Below are 20,219 nucleotides of genomic sequence, written 5' to 3' on the forward strand. Positions count from 1 at the left end.
AACCACGTCGGCTTCGAGTTGACGCGGTTCCTGTAGCAGCGGCCTTGTGTCGCGATGGGCTGCGTAGTAGCCCCGGGATTTCGGATCAGAAGAAGGTGCCGACGATCACCTGCATATAGGTCCCGCTATCCCGCCCACCCAGCTGTGTGCCGCCATCGGCCGCACTGCGCTCCGGCTTGTAGAAACCCACCAGCGGGCTGACCAGCAGGTGCTCGTTGACCATCCATTCCACATACAGGTCCAGCTCCCGTCCGCCCTGGTTGCCTCGGTCGGTGTCCAGCGTGTCGAAGTCGAAGTACAGCGCGCCCAGGGTCAGGTTGTCCCGTGGCTTGCCCTTCAGCGCCAGGTGATGTACCTGGGTATTCTTGTTGAATGGCCCGGCATAGTTGGCCGCCACTTCTCCCTGGAACCAGGTGCCATAGCCACGGCTCAGGCCGTAGAACAGCGGGTCGAAGTTTTCGGAAAAGCGGCTGTAGCGGTAGGTCGCGGTGGGTGTCCAGGGCAGTTCGGAAAAGGTCCAGTTGCCCTCCAGGTACCAGGCGTTCTCGCGCCCGCCGGTCTGGTCCTGGGTCACGTATTCGGCGGCCAGCTCCAGATCCTTGACGCCCAGGCTGCCGCGCCCGCGCAGGCTGGCCGTGTCCATGCCATCGCGGTGTTGCAGGCCCATTATCTGCGCGTAGCGCTGGTCCACGCCGAGGCCGTGGATCCAGCTCAGGCCGACACTACCCGCATCGGCGACGTGTTCCATATTGGCCACCGCCAGCGAGGTATCGGCCTGGTAGTGGTTGTCGGACTTCAGCCACATCAGGTCGCCGCGCCAGCCCTGTTTGCCGCCCAGGCGCAGGACTGCCGTGCGGTCGAAGGCCTTGCGTGCGGCCAGGTAGTAGGCGCCGCCGCGGTCGAAGTTGGCCCCCAGGTCGACCTTGCCCAGGTTCACCGGGTCACCCTGGATCAGGAAACCGTCACCCACGGTCACCAGCTGGCGGCCGCCGGAAATATCCACGCCGTCTTCGCCCAGGGCCGGGAACAGGTTGGCTGAACGCCAGCCCAGGTACAGGTCTTCGATGGCGGTGCGGCGCTCATCACCCAGCGTCAGGCCGGCAGCATCGCCATCTCCCCAGGTGGCGGAACTGAGCAGGTTGAAGGCGCCGTAGAGGGTACCGCTATCGGCCATGGCCTGGCTGCCGCTGAGCCCGTACTTGACGTAGCCTTCCTGCCAGGCGCTGCTGCCGGGTTGGCGGTTGCCGGCCAGGTTGAAGCTTTCATCGCTGTGGAAGCTGCCGAACAGCGCTTCGAGGTCGGCGGTGAGCATGCTGCCACCGTGGTTGTACAACTCGTAGGCCTGGCTGACGGGGGCGACCAACAGCAGGGCCAATGTGCAGGCGAGGGTGTGCCTCATGGGTTTGCTCCATGGTTCTTATTGTTGTTTTTGTTGCCTTGGCCGGCCTCTTCGTGGGCATACCCCGCGCAGAGGCCGGCAACAGGCTGAAGATCAGAGCTTGATCAGTACCGATTTGAGCTCGGTGTAATGCTCGATGGCAGCCGCGCCCATCTCGCGGCCGACGCCGGACATCTTGTAGCCGCCAAACGGCAAGGCCGGGTCGAGGGCGCTGTGGCAGTTGACCCACACCGACCCCGACTTGATGCGCGGGATCATCCGGTGCACGGCGGCCAGGTCGTTGGACCAGATGCTCGCGCCAAGCCCATAAGGGTTGTCGTTGGCCATGCCGATCACCTCGTCGAGGTCATCGAACGGCATGGCGACCAGCACCGGCCCGAAGATTTCTTCCTGGACCAGACGATGGCGCTGGTCGACATCGACGATCACCGTCGGCTTGACGAAGTAGCCCGGCCCGAAGCCCTCGCCGCCGCAAGCGATGGTCGCGCCCAGTTCGCGGCCAAGCTCGATATAGCCGGTGACGCGATCCTGCTGCTTGGCCGAGATCAATGGCCCCATCTGCACTGCCGGGTCCAGGCCGCTGCCGAGTTTCATGCCATTGGCGATGCCGGCGATGTCGGCCACCACATTGTCGAAGTGCTTGCGGTGTACATACAACCGCGAGCCTGCGCAGCATACCTGGCCCTGGTTGAAGAAGATCGCCATGGCCGCGCCGGCGGCGGCCTCCTGCAGGTTGGCGTCGGGCATGACGATGGTCGGCGACTTGCCACCCAGCTCGAGGGTGACGCGAGTCATGTTGTCCATGGCGGCCTTGCCGATCAGCTTGCCAACCTCGGTGGAGCCGGTAAAGGTGAGCTTGTCCACGCCGGGGTGGCGACTGAGTGCGGCACCGGCATTCAGGCCGGTGCCGGTGACCACGTTGAACACCCCGGCCGGGTAGCCGGCTTCTTCCACCAGTTCCGCCAGCTTGAGCACGCTCAGTGGCGTTTCGTCTGCGGGCTTGAGCACTACGGTGCAACCCGTGGCCAGGGCCGGGCCGAGCTTCCAGCAGGCCAGCAGCAGCGGGAAGTTCCAGGCGACGATGGCACCGACCACGCCCACCGCTTCGCGCCGGACAAAGCCGTGGAACTGCGCGTCGGGCATCAACGGCATCGAAGGTTCGACGGTGCTACCCTCGAGCTTGGTGGCCCAGCCGGCCATGTAACGCAGAAAGTCGATGGCCAGTTGTACGTCCATCACCTGGGCCACCGCGGCGCTCTTGCCGTTGTTCAGGCATTCCAGTTCGGCCAGTTGACGGGCGTCGCGCGCCATCAGCTCGGCCAGGCGCCACAACAGGTTCTGCCGCTCTCGTGGACGCAGGCGGCTCCACGGCGAGTCGTCGAAGGCCTGGCGCGCGGCGCGGACGGCGCGGTCGACATCTTCGGCGTCGGCGCTGGGCACTTCACCCAGCACGTCGCCCGTGGCCGGGTTGCGGAACGACAGGGTGCGGCCGCTGGCGGCGTCCTGCCAGTCGGCGCCAATGCGCATCTTCAGCTTGCGCTCGAGGAAGGCGCGGGTGGCGGGCAGGATGGGCAGTTCGGAAAGCATTGGGCTGTGCCTCTTGTCATTGGATGTGACGGGCACAGGCGCAATGGGCGTGCCAAGCTGGCGCGATGGTCGCAAACCGTTGAAGCGGTTGGCTTTTGTCCTGCTGCAAGGCTGAACTTGCAGGCTTGCGCTGTTGCACATTGAGACGGTGTGAGACGGTGGTGACACAGTGAGTATTGCCGGCTTCTGCGCGCGCATGCCGGCGAGGGCCTGCGCTGTCTCAGGATGAAACACCCTGTCGCGAAATGGCACGCTGCAATTGGCTTTGGCTGATGGCGGCCAAGCGCTGCAAACCGGCTAAGGGGTTGAAAGGAAACACTTTTACCGCAACTGGCACAGTTCCTGTATCGCCACCGACACATGCACATCTGCTGTACCCAAGCGTGCGAAAACATAAGAACAACAACCGTGGAGGTCTGACCTTGAAGACGACTCGACTCCGGCGGCATGCGGGCAAACTGGCGCTGGTCGCCGCCGCGCTGCTGAGCACCCAGGCCATGGCGGCCGAGCAGGGCCCGAGCCTGTTGCAGAACAAGTGCATGGGATGCCATATCCCTGAAGGCAACGACAGCTACAGCCGTATCAGCCACCAGCGAAAAACACCCGAAGGCTGGCTGATGAGCATTGCGCGCATGCAGGTGATGCACGGCCTGCAGATCAGTGACGATGATCGCCGCACCCTGGTCAAGTACCTCGCCGACAAGCAGGGCCTGGCGCCCAGCGAAACCGAAGGGGTGCGTTACGCCATGGAGCGCCGGCTGAATACCGTCGAGCAGTTCGACACCCAGCTCAGCGAAACCTGTGGCCGTTGCCACTCCGGTGCCCGCGTTGCCTTGCAGCGTCGTCCGGCCAAGGAGTGGGAACATCTGGTCAACTTCCACCTCGGCCAGTGGCCATCGCTTGAGTACCAGGCCCAGGCGCGTGACCGCGACTGGCTGCCGATTGCCCTGCAGCAAGTGGTGCCCGAGCTGGCCAAACGCTACCCACTGGAAAGCCCGGCATGGGCCGCATGGCAGCAGGCAAGGCCGAAAGCCGACGCGCTGCCCGGGCAGTGGGCGTTCAGTGGCCACATGTTGGCCAAGGGCGATGTGCGGGGGGTGATGACGGTGGTTGCCGACCAGGACGATACCTTCAAGGTCGAGGTCAAAGGCAGCTACGCCGACGGCACGCCGTTCAACGGCAGTGGCACGGCGCTGCTCTATAACGGCTATGAATGGCGCGGCAACGTCAAGGTCGGCGACAGCAACCTGCGCCAGGTGTTCGCTGCGCTGGACGGCGAGATGAAAGGCCGCATGTTCGAGGCCGATCACGACGAGCGTGGCCTGGACTTCACCGCGGTGAAGGAGGGCAAGGCGCGCCTGCTGGCGGTACAGCCGGCATTCATCAAGGCCGGTGGCGAAAGCGAGATCACCCTGGTCGGTACCGGCCTGGCCGGCAAGCCTGACCTGGGGGCTGGCGTTGAGGTGACCGCGGTGCTGGAGCAGACCCCGACCCTGGTGCGAGTGAAGGCCCGTGCGGCGGCAGATGCCAAGCCTGGCCAGCGCGAGGTGGCGGTGGGTGAGCTCAACGGCGCCAGCCTGGCGGTCTACGACAAGGTCGAAGAAGTGAAGGTGGTGCCGGCATTCTCCATCGCCCGTATCGGCGAGAACGGTGCCTCGGTGCCCAAGGTCCAGGGCCGTTTCGAAGCCGAAGCCTGGGGCAGGGACGCCAACGGCCAGCCGCTGCGCATTGGCTATCTGCCGGCCAACTGGAAGGTCGAGCCATTCAACGAGCGTGCGGTCGAGGACGAAGACGTCAAGTTCGCTGGGCAGATGCAGGCCGATGGCGTGTTCGTGCCCGGCGGGGCCGGCCCCAACCCGGCGCGCAGGATGATGACCAACAATGCCGGCAACCTGAAGGTCATCGCCACCTTGGCCGACGGCGGCCAGAGTGGCGAAGGGCACATGATCGTCACCGTCCAGCGTTGGAACAACCCGCCGCTGCCTTGAGGGCAGGGCACAACGGTTTTGCCAACGAATCGATTATCGGGAGGCCGCCATGGGCGCACTACTGAACCTGGTCGAACGCAACCTGCACGAAGTGCAGGTCGATGCCGACCGCATGCTGTTCCATATTCCCAGCAGTTCGCTGTTCACCGCTGATGCGGTGACCGGCGGCATCATCGACACCCTGCGCCAGCAAGGCTGCTCGGCCGAGGAGCTGCTGCAGCGCCTTGGCCAGCGGTTTGCAGGCGATGATATCCAGGACACCTTGCGCGAGTTGATTGCGCTGGAGCTGGTCAGCGACGGCTCGCCGCTGACCCCGGAAATCGCCCTCAGGCAGGTCGAACGCACCGCGCTGAACACCGTGGTGCTCAACGTCAACACCGGTTGCAACCTCAGCTGCACCTATTGCTACAAGGAAGACCTGGACAAGCCTTCGGCGGGCAAGAAGATGAGCGCGGCCACCGCCGAGGCTTCGGTGGAGATGCTGCTCAAGGAATCGCCCGACGAGCCGCGTTACAGCGTGGTGTTCTTCGGTGGCGAGCCGCTGTCCAACCGGCCGTTGATCGAGCATATGGTGGCCTACTGCGAGCGGCGCTTCGCCGAAGCCGGCAAGCAGGTGGAATTCATCATGACCACCAACGCCACCCTGCTGAGCGAAGAAATCATCGACTGGCTCGATGCCCATCGCTTTGGTCTGTCGGTCAGCATCGACGGCCCCAAGACCGTGCATGACCGCAACCGCATCACGGTGGGCGGGCAGGGTACCTATGACGTGGTGCGGCGCAAGGTCGACCTGCTGCTGTCGCGTTACCACAGCCGCCCGGTGGGCGCGCGGGTGACCCTGACCCGGGGCATCACCGACGTCGAGACCATCTGGAACCACCTGTTCAACGAGCTGGGCTTTGCCGAAGTCGGTTTTGCCCCGGTGACCTCCGGCGACATGGCCGATTTCAACCTCACCGGTGAAGAGCTGGTGCAGGTGTTCGCCAACATGAAGGCGCTCGGTCGCCAGTACCTGCAGGCGGCGCTGGAGCACCGCAACATCGGCTTCTCCAACCTGCACCAGTTGATCACCGACATCCACGAAGGGCACAAGAAGGCCCTGCCGTGCGGTGCCGGGCTGAAGATGCTGGCGGTGGATCACCAAGGCGAGTTGAACCTGTGCCATCGCTTCACCGGTTCCAGCCTGCCAACCTTCGGCAATGTGCACCAGGGGGTGAAGCAGGCGCAGCTCAACGACTTCCTGTCGCAGCGCCTGGACCGCAGCAACACCGGCTGCGACAGCTGCCGCATCCGCAACCTGTGCTCCGGCGGCTGCTATCACGAAAGCTACGCCCGTTATGGCGACCCGCAGCACCCGACCTACCACTATTGCGAACTGATGCGCGACTGGGTCGACTTCGGCATCGAAGTCTACAGCCGCATCATGGCCGCCAACCCGGCCTTCATCGATCGCTACATCACCCCGCGGAAGGCGCACTGACATGAAGCACTTGAAGCCCCTGAACAACAAGGCGCGCATCCTCGAGCAGGCCGCTGCCGAGGACCGCGTCGAAGAAGTCATGGCCATGAGCGCAGTGGCGGGTTGCACCGCCACCACCGACCCGGGTTGGGAAGTGGACGCCTTCGGCGGCGTCAGCTCGCTGTGCCAGCCGATGGAGGCCGACCTGTATGGCTGTTCCGACCCTTGCTGGTGGCCGGCCCAGGTGCCGGACATGATGAGCACCTACCAGGACTGGAACGCCCAGGCGAGCAATTCTGCCGAAGACTGGCGCAACCTCGGCACCGTGTTCCCGAAAGACAAGTGACCGGCCCAACAAGAACGACAAGGGGAAACCGCATGAAAGCTGGACGCTGCGCGTCACTCGCGCTCACCATCGCCGCCACGGCCTGCGCCGGGCTGGTACAGGCCGCCGACACCGGGCCGGCGCTGAAGGCTGGCCACGAATACATGATCGTGACCAACTACCCGAACAACCTGCATGTGGTCGATGTGGCCAGTGACAGCGTGTTCAAGAGCTGCGTCATGCCCGACAAGTTCGGCCCCGGCACCGCAATGATGGCGCCGGACAACCGCACCGCCTATGTGCTCAACAACCACTACGGCGACATCTACGGCATCGACCTGGACACCTGCAAGAATACCTTCCATGCCAACCTGTCCAGCGTGGCGGGCGAGGTGGGCAAGTCGATGTACTCGTTTGCCATCAGCCCCGATGGCAAGGAAGTGTACGCCACGGTCAACCCGACCCAGCGCCTGAACGACCACTACGTGGTCAAGCCACCGCGGCTTGAGGTGTTCAGTACTGCCGATGGCCTGCAGGCGAAGCCCGTACGCACCTTCCCGATGCCGCGCCAGGTGTACCTGATGCGCGCCGCGGACGACGGCAGCCTGTACGTTGCCGGGCCGGACATCTACAAGATGGACGTGCGCACTGGCAAGTACACGGTGGCGCTACCGCTGCGCAACTGGCAGCGCAAGGGCTACAGCGCCCCGGACGTGCTGTACTTCTGGCCGCACCAGAGCCCGCTCCACGAGTTCTCGATGCTGTACACCATTGCCCGGTTCAAGGACGACAAGCAGGACCCCGCCACTGCCGACCTGCTGTATGGCTACCTGAGCGTCGACCTGAAGACCGGCAAGACCCACACCCAGGAGTTCGCCGACCTCACCGAGCTGTACTTCACCGGGCTGCGTTCGCCGAAAGACCCGAACCAGATCTACGGTGTGCTCAACCGCCTGGCCAAGTACGACATCAAGCAGCGCAAGCTGATCAAGGCGGCTAATCTGGAGCACACCTACTACTGCGTGACCTTCGACAAGAAGGGCGACAAGCTGTACCTGGGCGGTACCTTCAATGACCTGGCGGTGTTCAACCCCGATACGCTGGAGAAGGTGAAGAACATCAGGCTGCCCGGTGGCGACATGTCGACCACTACGCCGCAGGTGTTCATCCGCTAAGCAGGTGTTGGCTTCACCGCGGGTAAATCCGCGGCTACAGGCTAGCGGTGGCTGTAGGCGCGGATTTATCCGCGATAGGGCCGGTACAACCAACACCAGAACAACAAGAGAATACCCATGCCCCAGCCAAGCTACTCCCAGGGCGACCCGGAAAAGCCCTTGCTCAGCCAATGTATCGGCGACGCCTTCGACAGCACCGTTGCCCGCTTTCCCGAACGTGAGGCCCTGGTGGTCCGCCACCAGGCCCTGCGCTACACCTGGCAGCAACTGGCCGATGCCGTCGACCAGCATGCCCGGGCACTGATGGCCCTGGACGTGCAGCCCGGCGACCGTCTGGGTATCTGGGCACCCAACTGCGCCGAGTGGTGCATCACCCAGTTCGCCAGTGCCAAGGTCGGCGCGATACTGGTCAATATCAACCCGGCCTACCGTTCCAGCGAACTGGACTATGCCCTCGGCCAGTCCGGTTGCCGCTGGGTGATTTGCGCCGACGCGTTCAAGACTTCCGACTACCACGCCATGCTGCAGGGCCTGGTGCCGGGCCTGGCCTGCAGTCAGCCGGGGGCACTGGCCTGCGAGCGCTTCCCGCAACTGCGCGGGGTGATCAGCCTGGCCGCTGCGCCACCGTCGGGCTTTCTCGCCTGGCATGAGCTGCAAGCCCGTGCCGCGGTCGTCAGCCGCGAGGCCCTGGCCAGGCGCCAGGCACAACTGCACTGCGATGACCCGATCAACATTCAGTACACCTCGGGCACCACCGGTTTCCCCAAAGGTGCCACGCTCAGCCACAGCAATATCCTCAACAACGGCTACATGGTTGGCGAAAGCCTGGGCCTGACCGAGCATGACCGGCTGGTGGTACCGGTACCGTTGTACCACTGCTTCGGCATGGTCATGGCCAACCTCGGCTGCATGACCCACGGCAGTACCCTGATCTACCCCAGTGACGCGTTCGACCCGCTGGCCACGCTACGCGCGGTGGCGGAAGAACGGGCCACCGCGCTGTATGGCGTGCCGACCATGTTCATCGCCGAACTGGACCACCCGCAGCGCGGCGAATTCGACCTGTCCAGCCTGCGCACCGGGATCATGGCGGGTGCCACCTGTCCGATCGAGGTGATGCGCCGGGTGATCGGCGAGATGCACATGGCCGAGGTGCAGATCGCCTACGGCATGACCGAGACCAGCCCGGTATCGCTGCAGACCGGCGCCAGCGACGACCTGGAACGTCGCGTGACCAGCGTCGGGCGCACCCAGCCGCGGCTGGAGAACAAAGTGGTCGATGGCGCCGGCAACACCGTGCCGCGCGGTGAGATCGGTGAGCTGTGTACGCGTGGTTACAGTGTGATGCTGGGTTATTGGAACAACCCCGAGGCCACCGCCGAAAGCATTGACCAGGACGGCTGGATGCATACCGGCGACCTGGCGGTGATGGACGAGCAGGGCTACGTGCGCATCGTCGGGCGCAGCAAGGACATGATCATTCGCGGAGGGGAGAACATCTACCCGCGGGAGCTGGAGGAGTTCTTCTTCACCCACCCGGCGGTGGCCGATGTGCAGGTGATCGGCGTGCCCTGCAGCAAGTACGGCGAAGAGATCGTCGCCTGGGTGCGGCTGCACCCAGGGCAGGTGGCCAGCGAGGAAGAGCTGCGCGACTGGGCGAAGGCGCGGATCGCCCACTTCAAGGTGCCCCGGTACTTCCGCTTTGTCGAAGCATTCCCGATGACGGTGACCGGCAAGGTGCAGAAGTTCCGCATGCGTGAGATCAGTATCGAGGAATTGTCTGCCGGGTGATGTGTTTGCCTGTGTCGGCCTCTTCGCGGGTAATGCCGCTTGTGTCTTGAGGGGGGAATCTGGAATGAGAGCGGTGAATGGCAAGCTGAATGCCGCAGGTGCCTTGAGCACGAGTGGGAGCACAAGCTGCCATTCACCGTTCCACTTTGGCGAGCGCCCGAACAGTTGGATGAGGGGCGAATCTCGCCACAAGCGTGGGCCAAGCCAAAGCGCTCTCACAGTGTCCAACACTCGAAGGCCGGTATAAGGTTCTGCGTGGACGAGGAAGTTAGCCAAGGTCGCGCTGGTGACCTGCATGAGAATCTTCATCGTACGGCTCAACGCGATGCTCAGAACGCGCACGCCGTGGCGGGATGGCCTGCCAGGACCCGAGGAGCCAACGCAGATGCAGAGTTCTGCGTGATCAGTGTGGGAGCGGGTTTACCCGCGAAGCAGGCGACGCGGTGGATGGCACAGGCTTCGCCCGTGTTCGCGGGGCAAGCCCGCTCCTACAGGAATAACGCCAGCTTTGAACATTTGAGCAAGACAATTGCTCCCACAGGTGTGGACTGCCCCCCAAAAGTTGGACAGTTTTAAGCTGCAGCCTGAGCCCGGTATTCCACAGGGCTCAGGCCATTGAGCCTCAGCTTGATGCGATCATGGTTGTAGTAGTGAATGTACTCATCCAGACCCGCTCTCAGCTCATCAATGCTCTCGAAACGCTTCAGGTAGAAAAACTCAGATTTGAGCGTGCCGAAGAAGCTTTCCATGGCCGCGTTGTCCAGGCAATTGCCTTTTCGAGACATGCTCTGCTTTATCCAGAAGGTGCTGCGCGCCAGCTCGACCAACTGAAGGAGGTCAGGCAAAGGAAACCTGCGCTTGAGTTTGGAAACGATCAGGACTTTTTCCCGCGTATTCGTTCCTTTTCCTCGCGCAGAGCCTTGAGCTCCTTTAGGACAGCATTCTCCATGCGCAGGTACTCAAGCTCAGCCATCAGCTGATCTCGAGACTTCTGATCATCATTGGTATCGGTGGGTTTGACAGGCTTGATCTTCTTCGACACGTCGATTGGCTTTCTTGGCTTGATGGCAGTTGAGGGTGCAGGACTGCCACTGTAGTACTGCCGCTGCCAAATGCCTATCTGAGAGGACTGCCCAAGACCAAAGTGGGCAGCGGTCTGGCGCAGCGAAAGCCGATGCTCGCGCATATAACTGAGCACCTGCTGTTTGAAATCACTGGTATAGCGCCGCCCATGCGAGCCTGGACCAATGCCATTATTGGCCTGATATCTGGCCACCCAGCGTCGAAGCAGGCTGAAATCGATACCTAAGTGTTGAGCCACCTTTCGGAAACCGTTGCTGCCATCCAGGTAGGCTGTGATCGCTGTGAGCTTGAATTGCTCGGTGTACTTACCCATAGATCCCCCCAAGGGTTGGATTGGTGTCCAACTTCTTGGGGGCAGTCCAGGTGTCGTGTCAACTCGAAGCCAGCACGGTACCTGTGGGAGCGGCCTTGTGCCGCGAAGCAGGCGACGCGGTGGATGGCACAGGCTTCGCCCGTGTTCGCGGGGCAAGCCCGCTCCTACAGGGATAACGCCCGCTTTGAACATTTGAGCAAGACAGTTGCTCCCAAAGATACTGCACAGGCCTCAAGGGCAGTGGAGAACCTGTGGGAGCGGGTTTACCCGCGAAGAGGTCAGCACAGGCAGTAGATGATCTCAGTCTTGCCAAAACTGCGGGCTGTTGAAGTTGCTCAACCTGCGATCATCGTCGGCACATTCCAGCCCCTGCACCGACTCCCGCAGCAAGGCCTTCTGCAAACTCCGCTCACCCGCTGCCCAGGCCTGCTCCAGCACCGGCAACAGCCGACGTGGCAGCACGCTGAACATCGGTTGCCAGTAGCCACCCTGGCGCACCATGGCGGCACTGTCACAGGTCACTGCCAGTCGCAGCAGATCCTCGACCAACCCCTGGTCAACTAGCGGTGCATCGCAGGCCAGCAGGATCACCCATTCGTGTCGCGCCACCTTGAGCCCGGCAATCACCCCCGCCAATGGCCCGGGGAAACCAGCCTCGACATCGCCCACCAACTGGTCGGCATATGCCCGGTAGGCATCCTGGTTGCGATTGCAGGAAATCACCAGGTTGTCGGTCAACGGGCGCAGCACTCGATGCACATGGGCAACCAGCGGTTCGCCCTGCCAGTTGATCAGGCCCTTGTCCCGCCCGCCCATGCGCCGACCGCGGCCCCCGGCGAGAATCAGGGCTGAGCTGGCGGGCAAGGGGCTGGTCATGATTGCAGTTCCAGGTTGGTGAAAAGGACAACCCTCCCACGGCCCGCAACCGTTGTCCAGCAAGCCTGAGCCCGAGTTGAACCGACCTGGCATTTTTGCCAGTTGTGCCGATAGCGCGTACTTCCTTCAATACGGCTGCAACCTTGGCATTGCGACGGTGCTGGGGGCAATAACAAGGAGAAGGCACTTGAACAAATCGGAACTGGTAGCTGACGTGGCGCAACGCGCCGACCTGAGCAAGGCAATGGCACAAAAGGTGGTCGATGCCTTTATCGATGCAGTCAAGAAATCGCTAGGCGCGCGTGAGAATGTGGCGCTGGTGGGTTTTGGCACCTTTTCTACTGCAGAAAGGAAAGCGCGGATCGGCAGAAACCCGCGAACGGGCAACGCGCTGGAGATTGCCGCAGCGATCAATGCCAAGTTCATTGCCGGCAAAAAGCTGAAAGAGGCCGTGAAACTCGACGAGCAAGTTGGCCACAAGGCCAAACCACGTCGATGACCGCAAAGCGAGGCGGTGCCTGACGCCAATCAGTCAAGCCGTCCGGGGCTGCGCAGCAGCCCCTTGCTCGCGGTCATCAATTGCCGTTGGGCAGCGCCGCACTCGCGGTTTCGGCTTTGCCCCTGCCCGCCAGGCGCATCACCACCACGAAGAACACCGGCACGAACACCACCGCCAGGGTGGCGCTGAGCATGCCGCCGATCACCCCGGTGCCGATCGCCTGCTGGCTGGCCGAGCTGGCGCCGCTGGCAATGGCCAACGGCACCACACCGAGGATGAACGCCAGCGAAGTCATGACGATCGGCCGCAGGCGCAGGCGGGCGGCCTGCACGGCCGCGTCGACGGCATCGACACCCTGGTCGACCAGGCTCTTGGCGAACTCGATGATGAGAATGGCGTTCTTTGCCGACAGGCCGATCAGGGTGATCAGGCCAACCTTGAAGAACACGTCGTTGGGCATGCCGCGCAGGGTTACGGCCAGCACCGCGCCGAGTACGCCAAGCGGTACCACCAGCAGCACTGCGGTCGGGATCGACCAGCTTTCGTACAGCGCCGCCAGGCACAGGAACACCACCAGCAATGACAGCGCCATCAACAGTGGTGCCTGGCTGCCGGACAGCCGCTCCTGCAGCGACAGGCCGGTCCACTCCAGGCCGGAACCGGCTGGTAGCTGAGCTACCAGGCGCTCGATCTCGGCCATGGCTTCGCCCGAGCTGTAGCCGGCTGCCGGTTCGCCGGAAACCGACACTGCCGGATAGCCGTTGTAGCGGGTCAGTTGCACCGGGCCACTGACCCACCTGGCCTCGACGAATGCACCCAACGGCACCATCTTGCCGCTGTCGTTGCGCACGTGGATCTTCAGCAGGTCTTCGACCTGGCTGCGCTGGTCGCCTTCGGCCTGCACCACCACCCGCTGCATGCGGCCCTGGTTGGGGAAGTCGTTGACGTAGCTGGAGCCAACGGCCACATCCAGCACCGTGCCGATGTCGGCGAACGACACGCCAAGGGCGTTGGCCTGGCGGCGGTCGATTTCCAGCTGGATCTGTGGGCTTTCCGCCAGCGAGGCTTCGCGTACGTTGGCCAGCACCTTGCTCTTGCCGGCGTTGGCCAGCAGCTCGTCACGGGCCGCCATCAGCGCGGCGTGGCCCATGCCGCCGCGGTCCTGCAGGCGGAACTCGAAGCCGGTCGACTCGCCGAGGCCATCGATCGGTGGCGGCAACACGGAGAACGCCACGGCATCCTTGAGCTGGGTAAAGGCCAGGGTGGCACGGTCGGCAATCGACTGGGCGCTGTCGTCGGCACCGCGTTCGGACCAGTCCTTGAGCGTGGTGAAGGCCAGTGCCGCGTTCTGCCCGCTGCCCGAGAAGCTGAAGCCCAGAATCAGCGTGGTGTTGCCTACGCCCGGCTCCTCGGCGTTGTGCGCCTCGATCTGGGCCGCCACCTGTTCGGTGCGCATGCGGCTGGCGCCGGGTGGCAGCTGGATGTCGGTGATGGTGTAGCCCTGGTCCTCGGTGGGCAGGAACGCCGTCGGCAGCTGGCTGAAACCATAGCCCAGCACCGCCAGCAGCACCGCGTACACCAGCAGATAACGGCCGCTGCGCTTGAGCGCCTGCATCACCCAGCGTTGGTAGCCGTTGCTCACGCGCTCGAAGCGGCGGTTGAACCAGCCGAAGAAGCCGTTGCGCTCATGCTGCTCACCCTTGGCCACTGGCTTGAGCAGGGTGGCGCACAGCGCTGGTGTGAGGCTGAGGGCAAGAAACGCCGAGAACAGGATCGACACCGCCATCGACAGCGAGAACTGCTGGTAGATCACGCCCACCGAACCGGGCATGAAGGCCATGGGCAGGAATACCGCGACCAGCACCAGGGTGATGCCGATGATCGCGCCACTGATCTGGCCCATGGCCTTGCGCGTGGCGGCCTTGGGCGGCAGGCCTTCCTCGGCCATGATCCGCTCGACGTTTTCCACCACCACGATGGCATCGTCGACCAGGATGCCGATGGCCAGCACCATGCCGAACAGGGTCAGCACGTTGACCGAGAAGCCCATGGCCAGCATCACGGCAAAGGTGCCCATCAGCGCCACCGGCACCACCAGGGTCGGGATCAGCGTGTAGCGCAGGTTCTGCAGGAACAGGAACATCACTGCGAACACCAGCAGCATGGCCTCGAACAGGGTGCTGATCACCTGCTGGATCGACACCTTGACGAACGGCGAGGTGTCGTAGGGGATGTCCCACTTGACGCCTTCAGGGAAGTAGCGCGCCAGGTCCTGCATCTTCGTCCGCACCAGCGTGGCGGTTTCCATGGCGTTGGCACCCGGTGCCAGCTGCACGCTGAAGGCGGTGGCCGGCTTGCCGTTCAGGCGGGTGCCGTACTGGTACTCCTGGGCGCCGATCTCGACCCGGGCGACATCACCGATGGTAACGCTGGAACCGTCCGGGTTGGCGCGCAGGACAATGGCAGCGAATTCCTCGGGGGTGCTCAACTGGCCCTTGACCACCACGTTGGCGGTGATTTCCTGGGTGCTGCGGCCGGGCAGGTCGCCGATGCTGCCAGGCGCAACCTGGATGTTCTGCGCCGCGACAGCCGCAGCCACGTCGTTGGGCGTGAGGTTGAAGCCGATCAGCTTGCGCGGGTCGATCCAGATGCGCATGGCGCGCTCCGAGCCGTACAGCTGGGCCTTGCCGACGCCCTTGAGGCGGCGGATCTCATCCATCACGTTGCGCGCGAGAATATCCGACAGGGCGGTTTCGTCGAGCTTGCTGTCCTCGGAGGTGAGCGTGGCCAGCAGCAGGAAGCCGGTGGACACCTTCTCCACCTGCAGCCCCTGCTGGGTGACCGGGCGTGGCAGACGCGACTCGACCACCTTCAAGCGGTTCTGCACGTCGACCTGGGCCAGGTCCGGGTTGGTGCCCGGGGCGAACGTGGCGGTGATGGTGGCGCTGCCCAGGCTGCTTTGCGACTCGAAGTACAGCAGGTTGTCGGCGCCGTTGAGCTCCTGCTCGATCAGGCTGACCACGCTTTCGTCCATGGTCGCCGCCGAGGCGCCCGGGTACACGGCGTAGATCTCCACCTGCGGCGGAGCCACGTTGGGGTACTGGGCCACCGGCAGCTGCGGGATGGCCAGCGCACCGGCGAGCAGGATGAACAGTGCGACCACCCAGGCAAATACCGGGCGGTCGATGAAGAATTGCGGCATGAATCAGGCCCTCACTGGCCAGTGTGCTGTGCGATGGGCGGTGCCCCGGATGCGTTGTCGACCTGCACCTGGTCACCGGCCTTGACGTGTTGCAGGCCCTCGACCACCACCCGCTCGCCGGGCGTCAGGCCTTCGCTGACCATCCAGCGGTCGCCTTGGACGCTGCCCAGGACCACCTGGCGCTCGCTGATCCGCGCCTGTGGGTCGACCACCAGCACCTTGGGCACGCCGGCGCTGTCGCGCAGGATGGCGCGCTGCGGCACGCTCAGGCCTTGGGGCTGCACGGCCTGTTCCAGGCGCACGCGCACGTAGCTGCCGGGCAGCAGGTCGAGGTCCGGGTTGGGGAACTCGCTGCGCAGGGTGATCTGGTTGGTGCTGGGGTCGACGCTGATGTCGGAGAACAGCAGCTTGCCGGGCAACGGATAGGCGCTGCCATCATCCTGGATCAGCGTGGCGCGGGCCTGGCCCTCGCCAACCTGTTGCAACTCGCCTGCCCGCAGGGCGCGGCGCAGGGCGTTGAGCTCACGGGTCGACTGGGTGACGTCGGCGTGGATCGGGTCGAGCTGCTGGATGGTCGCCAGCGGCGTGCTCTCGTTCTGCCCGACCAGCGCACCTTCCGTGACCAGGGCGCGACCGATACGGCCGGAAATCGGCGCGGTCACGGTGGCGTAGCCTAGGTTCAGACGCGCGCGCTCCAGGGCGGCCCGGGCTTCGGCGACGGCGGCGTCGGCCTGCAGGAAAGCGGCCTTGGCGTTGTCGTATTCCTGGCGGCTGACGGCCTTGTCATCGACCAGCTCGCGGTAGCGCTGCTCTTGCAGACGGGCCTGGTACAGCGTGGCCTCGGCCTTGGCCAGGGCGGCCCGGGCGCTGTCATGGTCGGCCTTGAACGGTGCCGGGTCGATCAGGAACAGCACATCGCCCTGCTTGACGTCGCTGCCTTCGCGGTACACCCGCTTGAGCACCACACCGGCAACCCGGGCGCGGACCTCGGCGGTGCGCGGCGCCAGGATGCGACCGCTGAGTTCGCTGCTGATGGCCAGTGGCTGCAGCTGCAGGGTTTCCACCCGTACTTGCGGGGTGGTGGCCTGTTCATCTTGCTCGGCGCTGTCGCCGCAGCCAGCCAGGGACAGGCTCAGAAACGCCAGAAGCGCCACGGGGCGCAGGCATTGGGGGAGGGTAGTAGACATACGGATCTTCCGATGATGACCGCCCATATGCTAAGGCAGGCGCTGCCTGGGTGGCTGTTAATACCTGTAGGACGAGTGTGAAAAAGTGTGAAGAACAATCCTGTGGTGCTGTCGGGTTCTATATTCTGCGTACATCTGTACCGGGCTGTTCGCGAGTTTATCCGCAAACAGCCCGGTAAGGTCTACCACCCCTAGATGCCCAACCGCCTATGCCGAACATTTTCCTGGTCGAAGACGACAGCGCCCTGTCCGAGTTGATCGCCAGCTACCTGCAACGCAACGACTTCCATGTCCAGGTGATCGCCCGTGGCGACCACGTGCTGGACGAGTACCGTCGGCAAAAGCCGGACCTGGTCATCCTCGACCTGATGCTGCCGGGCATCGATGGGCTGCAGCTGTGCCGCCTGTTGCGCCAGGAATCGCAGAGCCTGCCGATCCTGATGCTGACCGCCCGCGATGACAGCCATGACCAGGTACTGGGCCTGGAAATGGGGGCCGACGACTATGTGACCAAACCCTGCGAGCCGCGCGTGCTACTGGCCCGCGTACGCACCCTGCTGCGCCGCAGCAGCATCCACGAACCGCGCCTGGACAACGAGCTGATCCTGATCGGCGGCCTGCGCATCGACCTGGCCGAACGCACGGTGAGCTGGCGCGGCGAGGAGGTCGAGCTGTCCAGCGGGGAGTACAACCTGCTGGTGGTACTGGCGCGCAACGCCGGCGAGGTAATGAACCGCGACCGAATCCTGCAGCAGTTGCGCGGCATCGAATTCAATGGCACCGACCGTTCTGTGGACGTGGCCATTTCCAAGCTGCGGCGCAAGTTCGACGACAACGCTGGCGAAGCACGCAAGATCAAGACTGTATGGGGCAAGGGCTACCTGTTCAGCCGCGTCGAGTGGGAGTGCTGATCGGCCATGCTCAAGATCCTGGTGCGCCTGTACCTGGTCATCATCGTCGCCTATGCCGGCGCGCTGCTGTTCATCCCGGACACCATCGTCGGGCTGTTCCAGGAGCGCTTCATGGCCTACAACCTGGACCAGGCCAAGGGTGTGCAGGCGCTGATCGTGCGCCAGTTCCGCCAGGCCCCGCACGAGCAGTGGCCGGCGGTGGAACAGGAGCTGGCCAGGGATTTCGCGCCGCTGCAGTTGCAGCTGCTGCGCATGGACCAGGCCGGCTTGAGCGAGGCCGAGCAGGCGCGCCTGGAGCATGGCCTGCATGTGGTGCGCATCGCCGAGTGGGGCTACTACGAGACGGTGCTGGCACCGCTGGACAAGGAGTGGCTGGTGCGCCTGCACTCGCCCCCCGACCCGCTGGACATCAACGTGCTGTCGTGGGGGGTGACCGTACTGATCGGTGCGGTCATGCTCGGCTGCCTGCTGCTCTGGGTATGGCCGCACTGGCGCGACCTGGAGCGTTTGAAAGAAACCGCCCGGCGCCTGGGCCAAGGGCAGATGGCCGAGCGCACGCACATCTCGCCGCATTCCAACATCGGTGAGCTGGCCGGGGTGTTCGACACCATGGCTGGCGACCTGGAACGCCACGTCAACCAGCAGCGCGAGCTGCTCAATGCGGTGTCGCACGAGTTGCGCACGCCGCTGACCCGGCTGGATTTCGGCCTGGTGCTGCTGTTCGACGAAGTCCCACCGGCCAGCCGCAAACGCCTGCTGGAGTTGGTGGGGCATGTGCGCGAGCTGGATGAGCTGGTGCTGGAATTGCTGTCCTATAGCCGCCTGTACAACGCCGACCAGGCGCGCGAGCGGGTCGAGGTGTCGTTGCTGGAGCTGGTCGACAGCGTGCTCGGCGGCTTTGCCGAGGAGCTCGATGGCCGCGGCATCAAGTGGGAAGTGCGGGCCGAAGGTGATCTGCCACGATTTGTCCTCGACCCCAGGCTGACGGCACGGGCGGTGCAGAACCTGGTGCGCAACGCCATGCGTTATTGCGATGAAAGCCTGTTGCTGCGTCTACGCCGCGAAGAAGATGGCAGCTGTCTGGTGACGGTGGAGGATGACGGCATAGGCATTCCGGTAGAAGAGCGTGAGCGGATCTTCCAGCCGTTCTATCGGCTGGACCGTAGCCGCGACCGCAATACTGGCGGGTTTGGCCTGGGGCTGGCGATCAGCCGGCGGGCGATCGAGGGGCAGGGCGGGACCTTGACCGTGGCCCAGTCGGCGCTGGGCGGCGCGCAGTTCCGGATTCGCCTGCCTGCCGGTTGAGGCGTCGCCTGGCCTGCTATTCGCTGCCTGCCAGCCGGGCCGACCACAGCACAAAGCGGTCCTTGCCACTGTGCTTGGCCGCGTACAGTGCCTGGTCGGCGCGCATCAGCGCCGTGGTCAGGCTGTCGCCCCGGTCCACTCGGGCCAGGCCGATGCTGACGGTCACCGGATGCTCGCCAACGTCCTCGCGTACCCGTTGGCACAACGCTGCCACCCGTTGCTCGGCCGCTTGCTGGTCCAGCCCGTGGAACACGATCGCGAACTCCTCACCGCCCAGCCGCGCATACTCGAAACCGCTCATGCTCGCCTTGATATGCGTGGCCACGCGCTTGAGCACCTCATCGCCGACATCGTGGCCGAAGCGGTCATTCACCCGCTTGAAGTTGTCGATGTCGATCATCGCCAGGTAGCGCTCGGACGTGGCCATGCGCAGTTGGCGGTCGGCCTGGGTCATGAACGAGCGGCGGTTGGGGATTTCGGTCAGGGCGTCGACATAGGCCTGTTCCAGCAGCACCTTGGACAGATAGAAGTTGTGCAGCTTGGCCTTGCGCATCTGCAGGTAGCTGTAGATCACCAGGCCGCTGAGGAACACCGCATAGCTGAGCAGCATGGCGCCTTCGAGCTCATCCGCGTCGATACGGGTGTGATAGAACGGGTTGAGCACCACCCAGGTGATGAGCATGGCGCAGAAGAACGACCAGCGCCGGACCGGTAGCACCGACACGGCATACAGCACGGTGGACACGCCGAGTACCAGCCACACCGGGCGCTGGGCCACCGGGATGCCTTCGATCACCAGGCGCATGCCCAGGGTGATCACGCTGATGAACAACAGGTTGAGCACATCGAAGTGTTGGCTGCGGCGGGTGAACCGCAGCACCAGGGTGAGGCAGCCGAGCAGGGCGATGAACAGCCCGGAAAGCCAGGTGAAGCCCTGGCCGCCGAGGAAGCTGACGATCAGGTCGAAGACCAGCCAGATCAGGATGCTGACGCAGAACACCAGCATGCAGAACGGGCGCATGGTCTCGAATTCGTGCTGGCGGAACTCGGCGCGCAGGGCGGCCGGAGCGACCTGTTTGCGTACATGCGCTTCGATGGTCTTGAACATTCGTGGCTCCC

The 20,219-nt window shown here is 64.1% G+C and carries 15 protein-coding genes and 2 pseudogenes; 9 read left to right on the forward strand and 8 right to left on the reverse strand.

The window, feature by feature from the left end:
- Positions 1 to 85: 85 nt before the first annotated feature.
- A complete protein-coding gene (locus QSV36_RS23405) occupies positions 86 to 1,399 on the reverse strand; it encodes an alginate export family protein (protein WP_289134958.1) in 1,314 nt (437 codons plus the stop codon).
- 93 nt (positions 1,400 to 1,492) lie between these two features.
- Positions 1,493 to 2,986 carry an aldehyde dehydrogenase family protein gene (locus QSV36_RS23410; protein WP_289134960.1) on the reverse strand — a complete coding sequence of 498 codons (1,494 nt, stop codon included), beginning with the start codon at positions 2,984 to 2,986 and terminating at the stop codon, positions 1,493 to 1,495.
- 422 nt (positions 2,987 to 3,408) lie between these two features.
- Between QSV36_RS23410 and peaA the strand changes: the two genes are divergently transcribed.
- From peaA to QSV36_RS23440, 6 genes and pseudogenes are all read left to right on the forward strand, one after another.
- On the forward strand, positions 3,409 to 4,974 hold the full coding sequence (gene peaA / locus QSV36_RS23415; RefSeq protein ID WP_289134961.1) for a quinohemoprotein amine dehydrogenase subunit alpha: 1,566 nt from the start codon (positions 3,409 to 3,411) through the stop codon (positions 4,972 to 4,974).
- Positions 4,975 to 5,023: 49 nt separating this feature from the next.
- Positions 5,024 to 6,454: a quinohemoprotein amine dehydrogenase maturation protein gene (gene peaB / locus QSV36_RS23420; RefSeq protein ID WP_289134964.1), complete on the forward strand. Its 1,431-nt coding sequence runs from the start codon at positions 5,024 to 5,026 to the stop codon at positions 6,452 to 6,454.
- A gap of 1 nt (position 6,455) precedes the next feature.
- Entirely contained in the window at positions 6,456 to 6,779 is a 324-nt protein-coding gene (gene qhpC, locus QSV36_RS23425) for a quinohemoprotein amine dehydrogenase subunit gamma (protein WP_004375838.1), read from the forward strand.
- Between the two features lie 32 nt (positions 6,780 to 6,811).
- Positions 6,812 to 7,933: a quinohemoprotein amine dehydrogenase subunit beta gene (gene peaD, locus QSV36_RS23430; protein WP_289134970.1), complete on the forward strand. Its 1,122-nt coding sequence runs from the start codon at positions 6,812 to 6,814 to the stop codon at positions 7,931 to 7,933.
- A gap of 117 nt (positions 7,934 to 8,050) precedes the next feature.
- Complete coding sequence (locus tag QSV36_RS23435) at positions 8,051 to 9,724, forward strand: fatty acid CoA ligase family protein (protein ID WP_289134972.1); 1,674 nt, start codon at positions 8,051 to 8,053, stop codon at positions 9,722 to 9,724.
- A gap of 230 nt (positions 9,725 to 9,954) precedes the next feature.
- Positions 9,955 to 10,127: pseudogene (locus QSV36_RS23440) on the forward strand (IS110 family transposase); the annotation flags it as partial.
- A 169-nt stretch (positions 10,128 to 10,296) separates the two neighbouring features.
- Here QSV36_RS23440 and QSV36_RS23445 read toward each other — a convergent pair.
- From QSV36_RS23445 to mobA, 3 genes and pseudogenes are all read right to left on the reverse strand, one after another.
- Positions 10,297 to 10,521 (reverse strand): annotated as a pseudogene (locus QSV36_RS23445) (transposase); the annotation flags it as partial.
- Positions 10,522 to 10,598: 77 nt separating this feature from the next.
- Positions 10,599 to 11,120, reverse strand: a complete 522-nt coding sequence (locus QSV36_RS23450; RefSeq protein WP_289134975.1) for a helix-turn-helix domain-containing protein — start codon at positions 11,118 to 11,120, stop codon at positions 10,599 to 10,601.
- A 300-nt stretch (positions 11,121 to 11,420) separates the two neighbouring features.
- Positions 11,421 to 11,996, reverse strand: coding sequence for a molybdenum cofactor guanylyltransferase MobA (gene mobA, locus QSV36_RS23455; RefSeq protein ID WP_289134977.1), 576 nt, complete (start codon positions 11,994 to 11,996; stop codon positions 11,421 to 11,423).
- A 157-nt stretch (positions 11,997 to 12,153) separates the two neighbouring features.
- On the opposite strand from mobA, the gene QSV36_RS23460 reads away from it, so the two are divergent.
- Entirely contained in the window at positions 12,154 to 12,495 is a 342-nt protein-coding gene (locus QSV36_RS23460) for an HU family DNA-binding protein (protein ID WP_502945766.1), read from the forward strand.
- Between the two features lie 76 nt (positions 12,496 to 12,571).
- Here QSV36_RS23460 and QSV36_RS23465 read toward each other — a convergent pair whose 3' ends face one another.
- Both QSV36_RS23465 and QSV36_RS23470 read right to left on the reverse strand, forming a co-directional pair.
- Positions 12,572 to 15,697 carry a multidrug efflux RND transporter permease subunit gene (locus tag QSV36_RS23465; RefSeq protein WP_289134983.1) on the reverse strand — a complete coding sequence of 1,042 codons (3,126 nt, stop codon included), beginning with the start codon at positions 15,695 to 15,697 and terminating at the stop codon, positions 12,572 to 12,574.
- Between the two features lie 11 nt (positions 15,698 to 15,708).
- Positions 15,709 to 16,884, reverse strand: a complete 1,176-nt coding sequence (locus QSV36_RS23470) for an efflux RND transporter periplasmic adaptor subunit (protein WP_289134986.1) — start codon at positions 16,882 to 16,884, stop codon at positions 15,709 to 15,711.
- 209 nt (positions 16,885 to 17,093) lie between these two features.
- Here QSV36_RS23470 and QSV36_RS23475 point away from each other — a divergent pair, with 209 nt between their 5' ends.
- The gene (locus tag QSV36_RS23475; RefSeq protein WP_225777608.1) at positions 17,094 to 17,795 is read left to right on the forward strand and encodes a response regulator; all 702 of its coding nucleotides are present in this window, start codon (positions 17,094 to 17,096) and stop codon (positions 17,793 to 17,795) included.
- 6 nt (positions 17,796 to 17,801) lie between these two features.
- Positions 17,802 to 19,100, forward strand: coding sequence for an ATP-binding protein (locus QSV36_RS23480; protein ID WP_289134989.1), 1,299 nt, complete (start codon positions 17,802 to 17,804; stop codon positions 19,098 to 19,100).
- Between the two features lie 16 nt (positions 19,101 to 19,116).
- On the opposite strand, the gene QSV36_RS23485 is transcribed toward QSV36_RS23480, so the two are convergent.
- Positions 19,117 to 20,208, reverse strand: a complete 1,092-nt coding sequence (locus tag QSV36_RS23485; RefSeq protein ID WP_289134993.1) for a GGDEF domain-containing protein — start codon at positions 20,206 to 20,208, stop codon at positions 19,117 to 19,119.
- Positions 20,209 to 20,219: the final 11 nt, after the last annotated feature.

The sequence above is a fragment of the Pseudomonas sp. BCRC 81390 genome (assembly GCF_030341915.1).
GTDB lineage: Bacteria > Pseudomonadota > Gammaproteobacteria > Pseudomonadales > Pseudomonadaceae > Aquipseudomonas.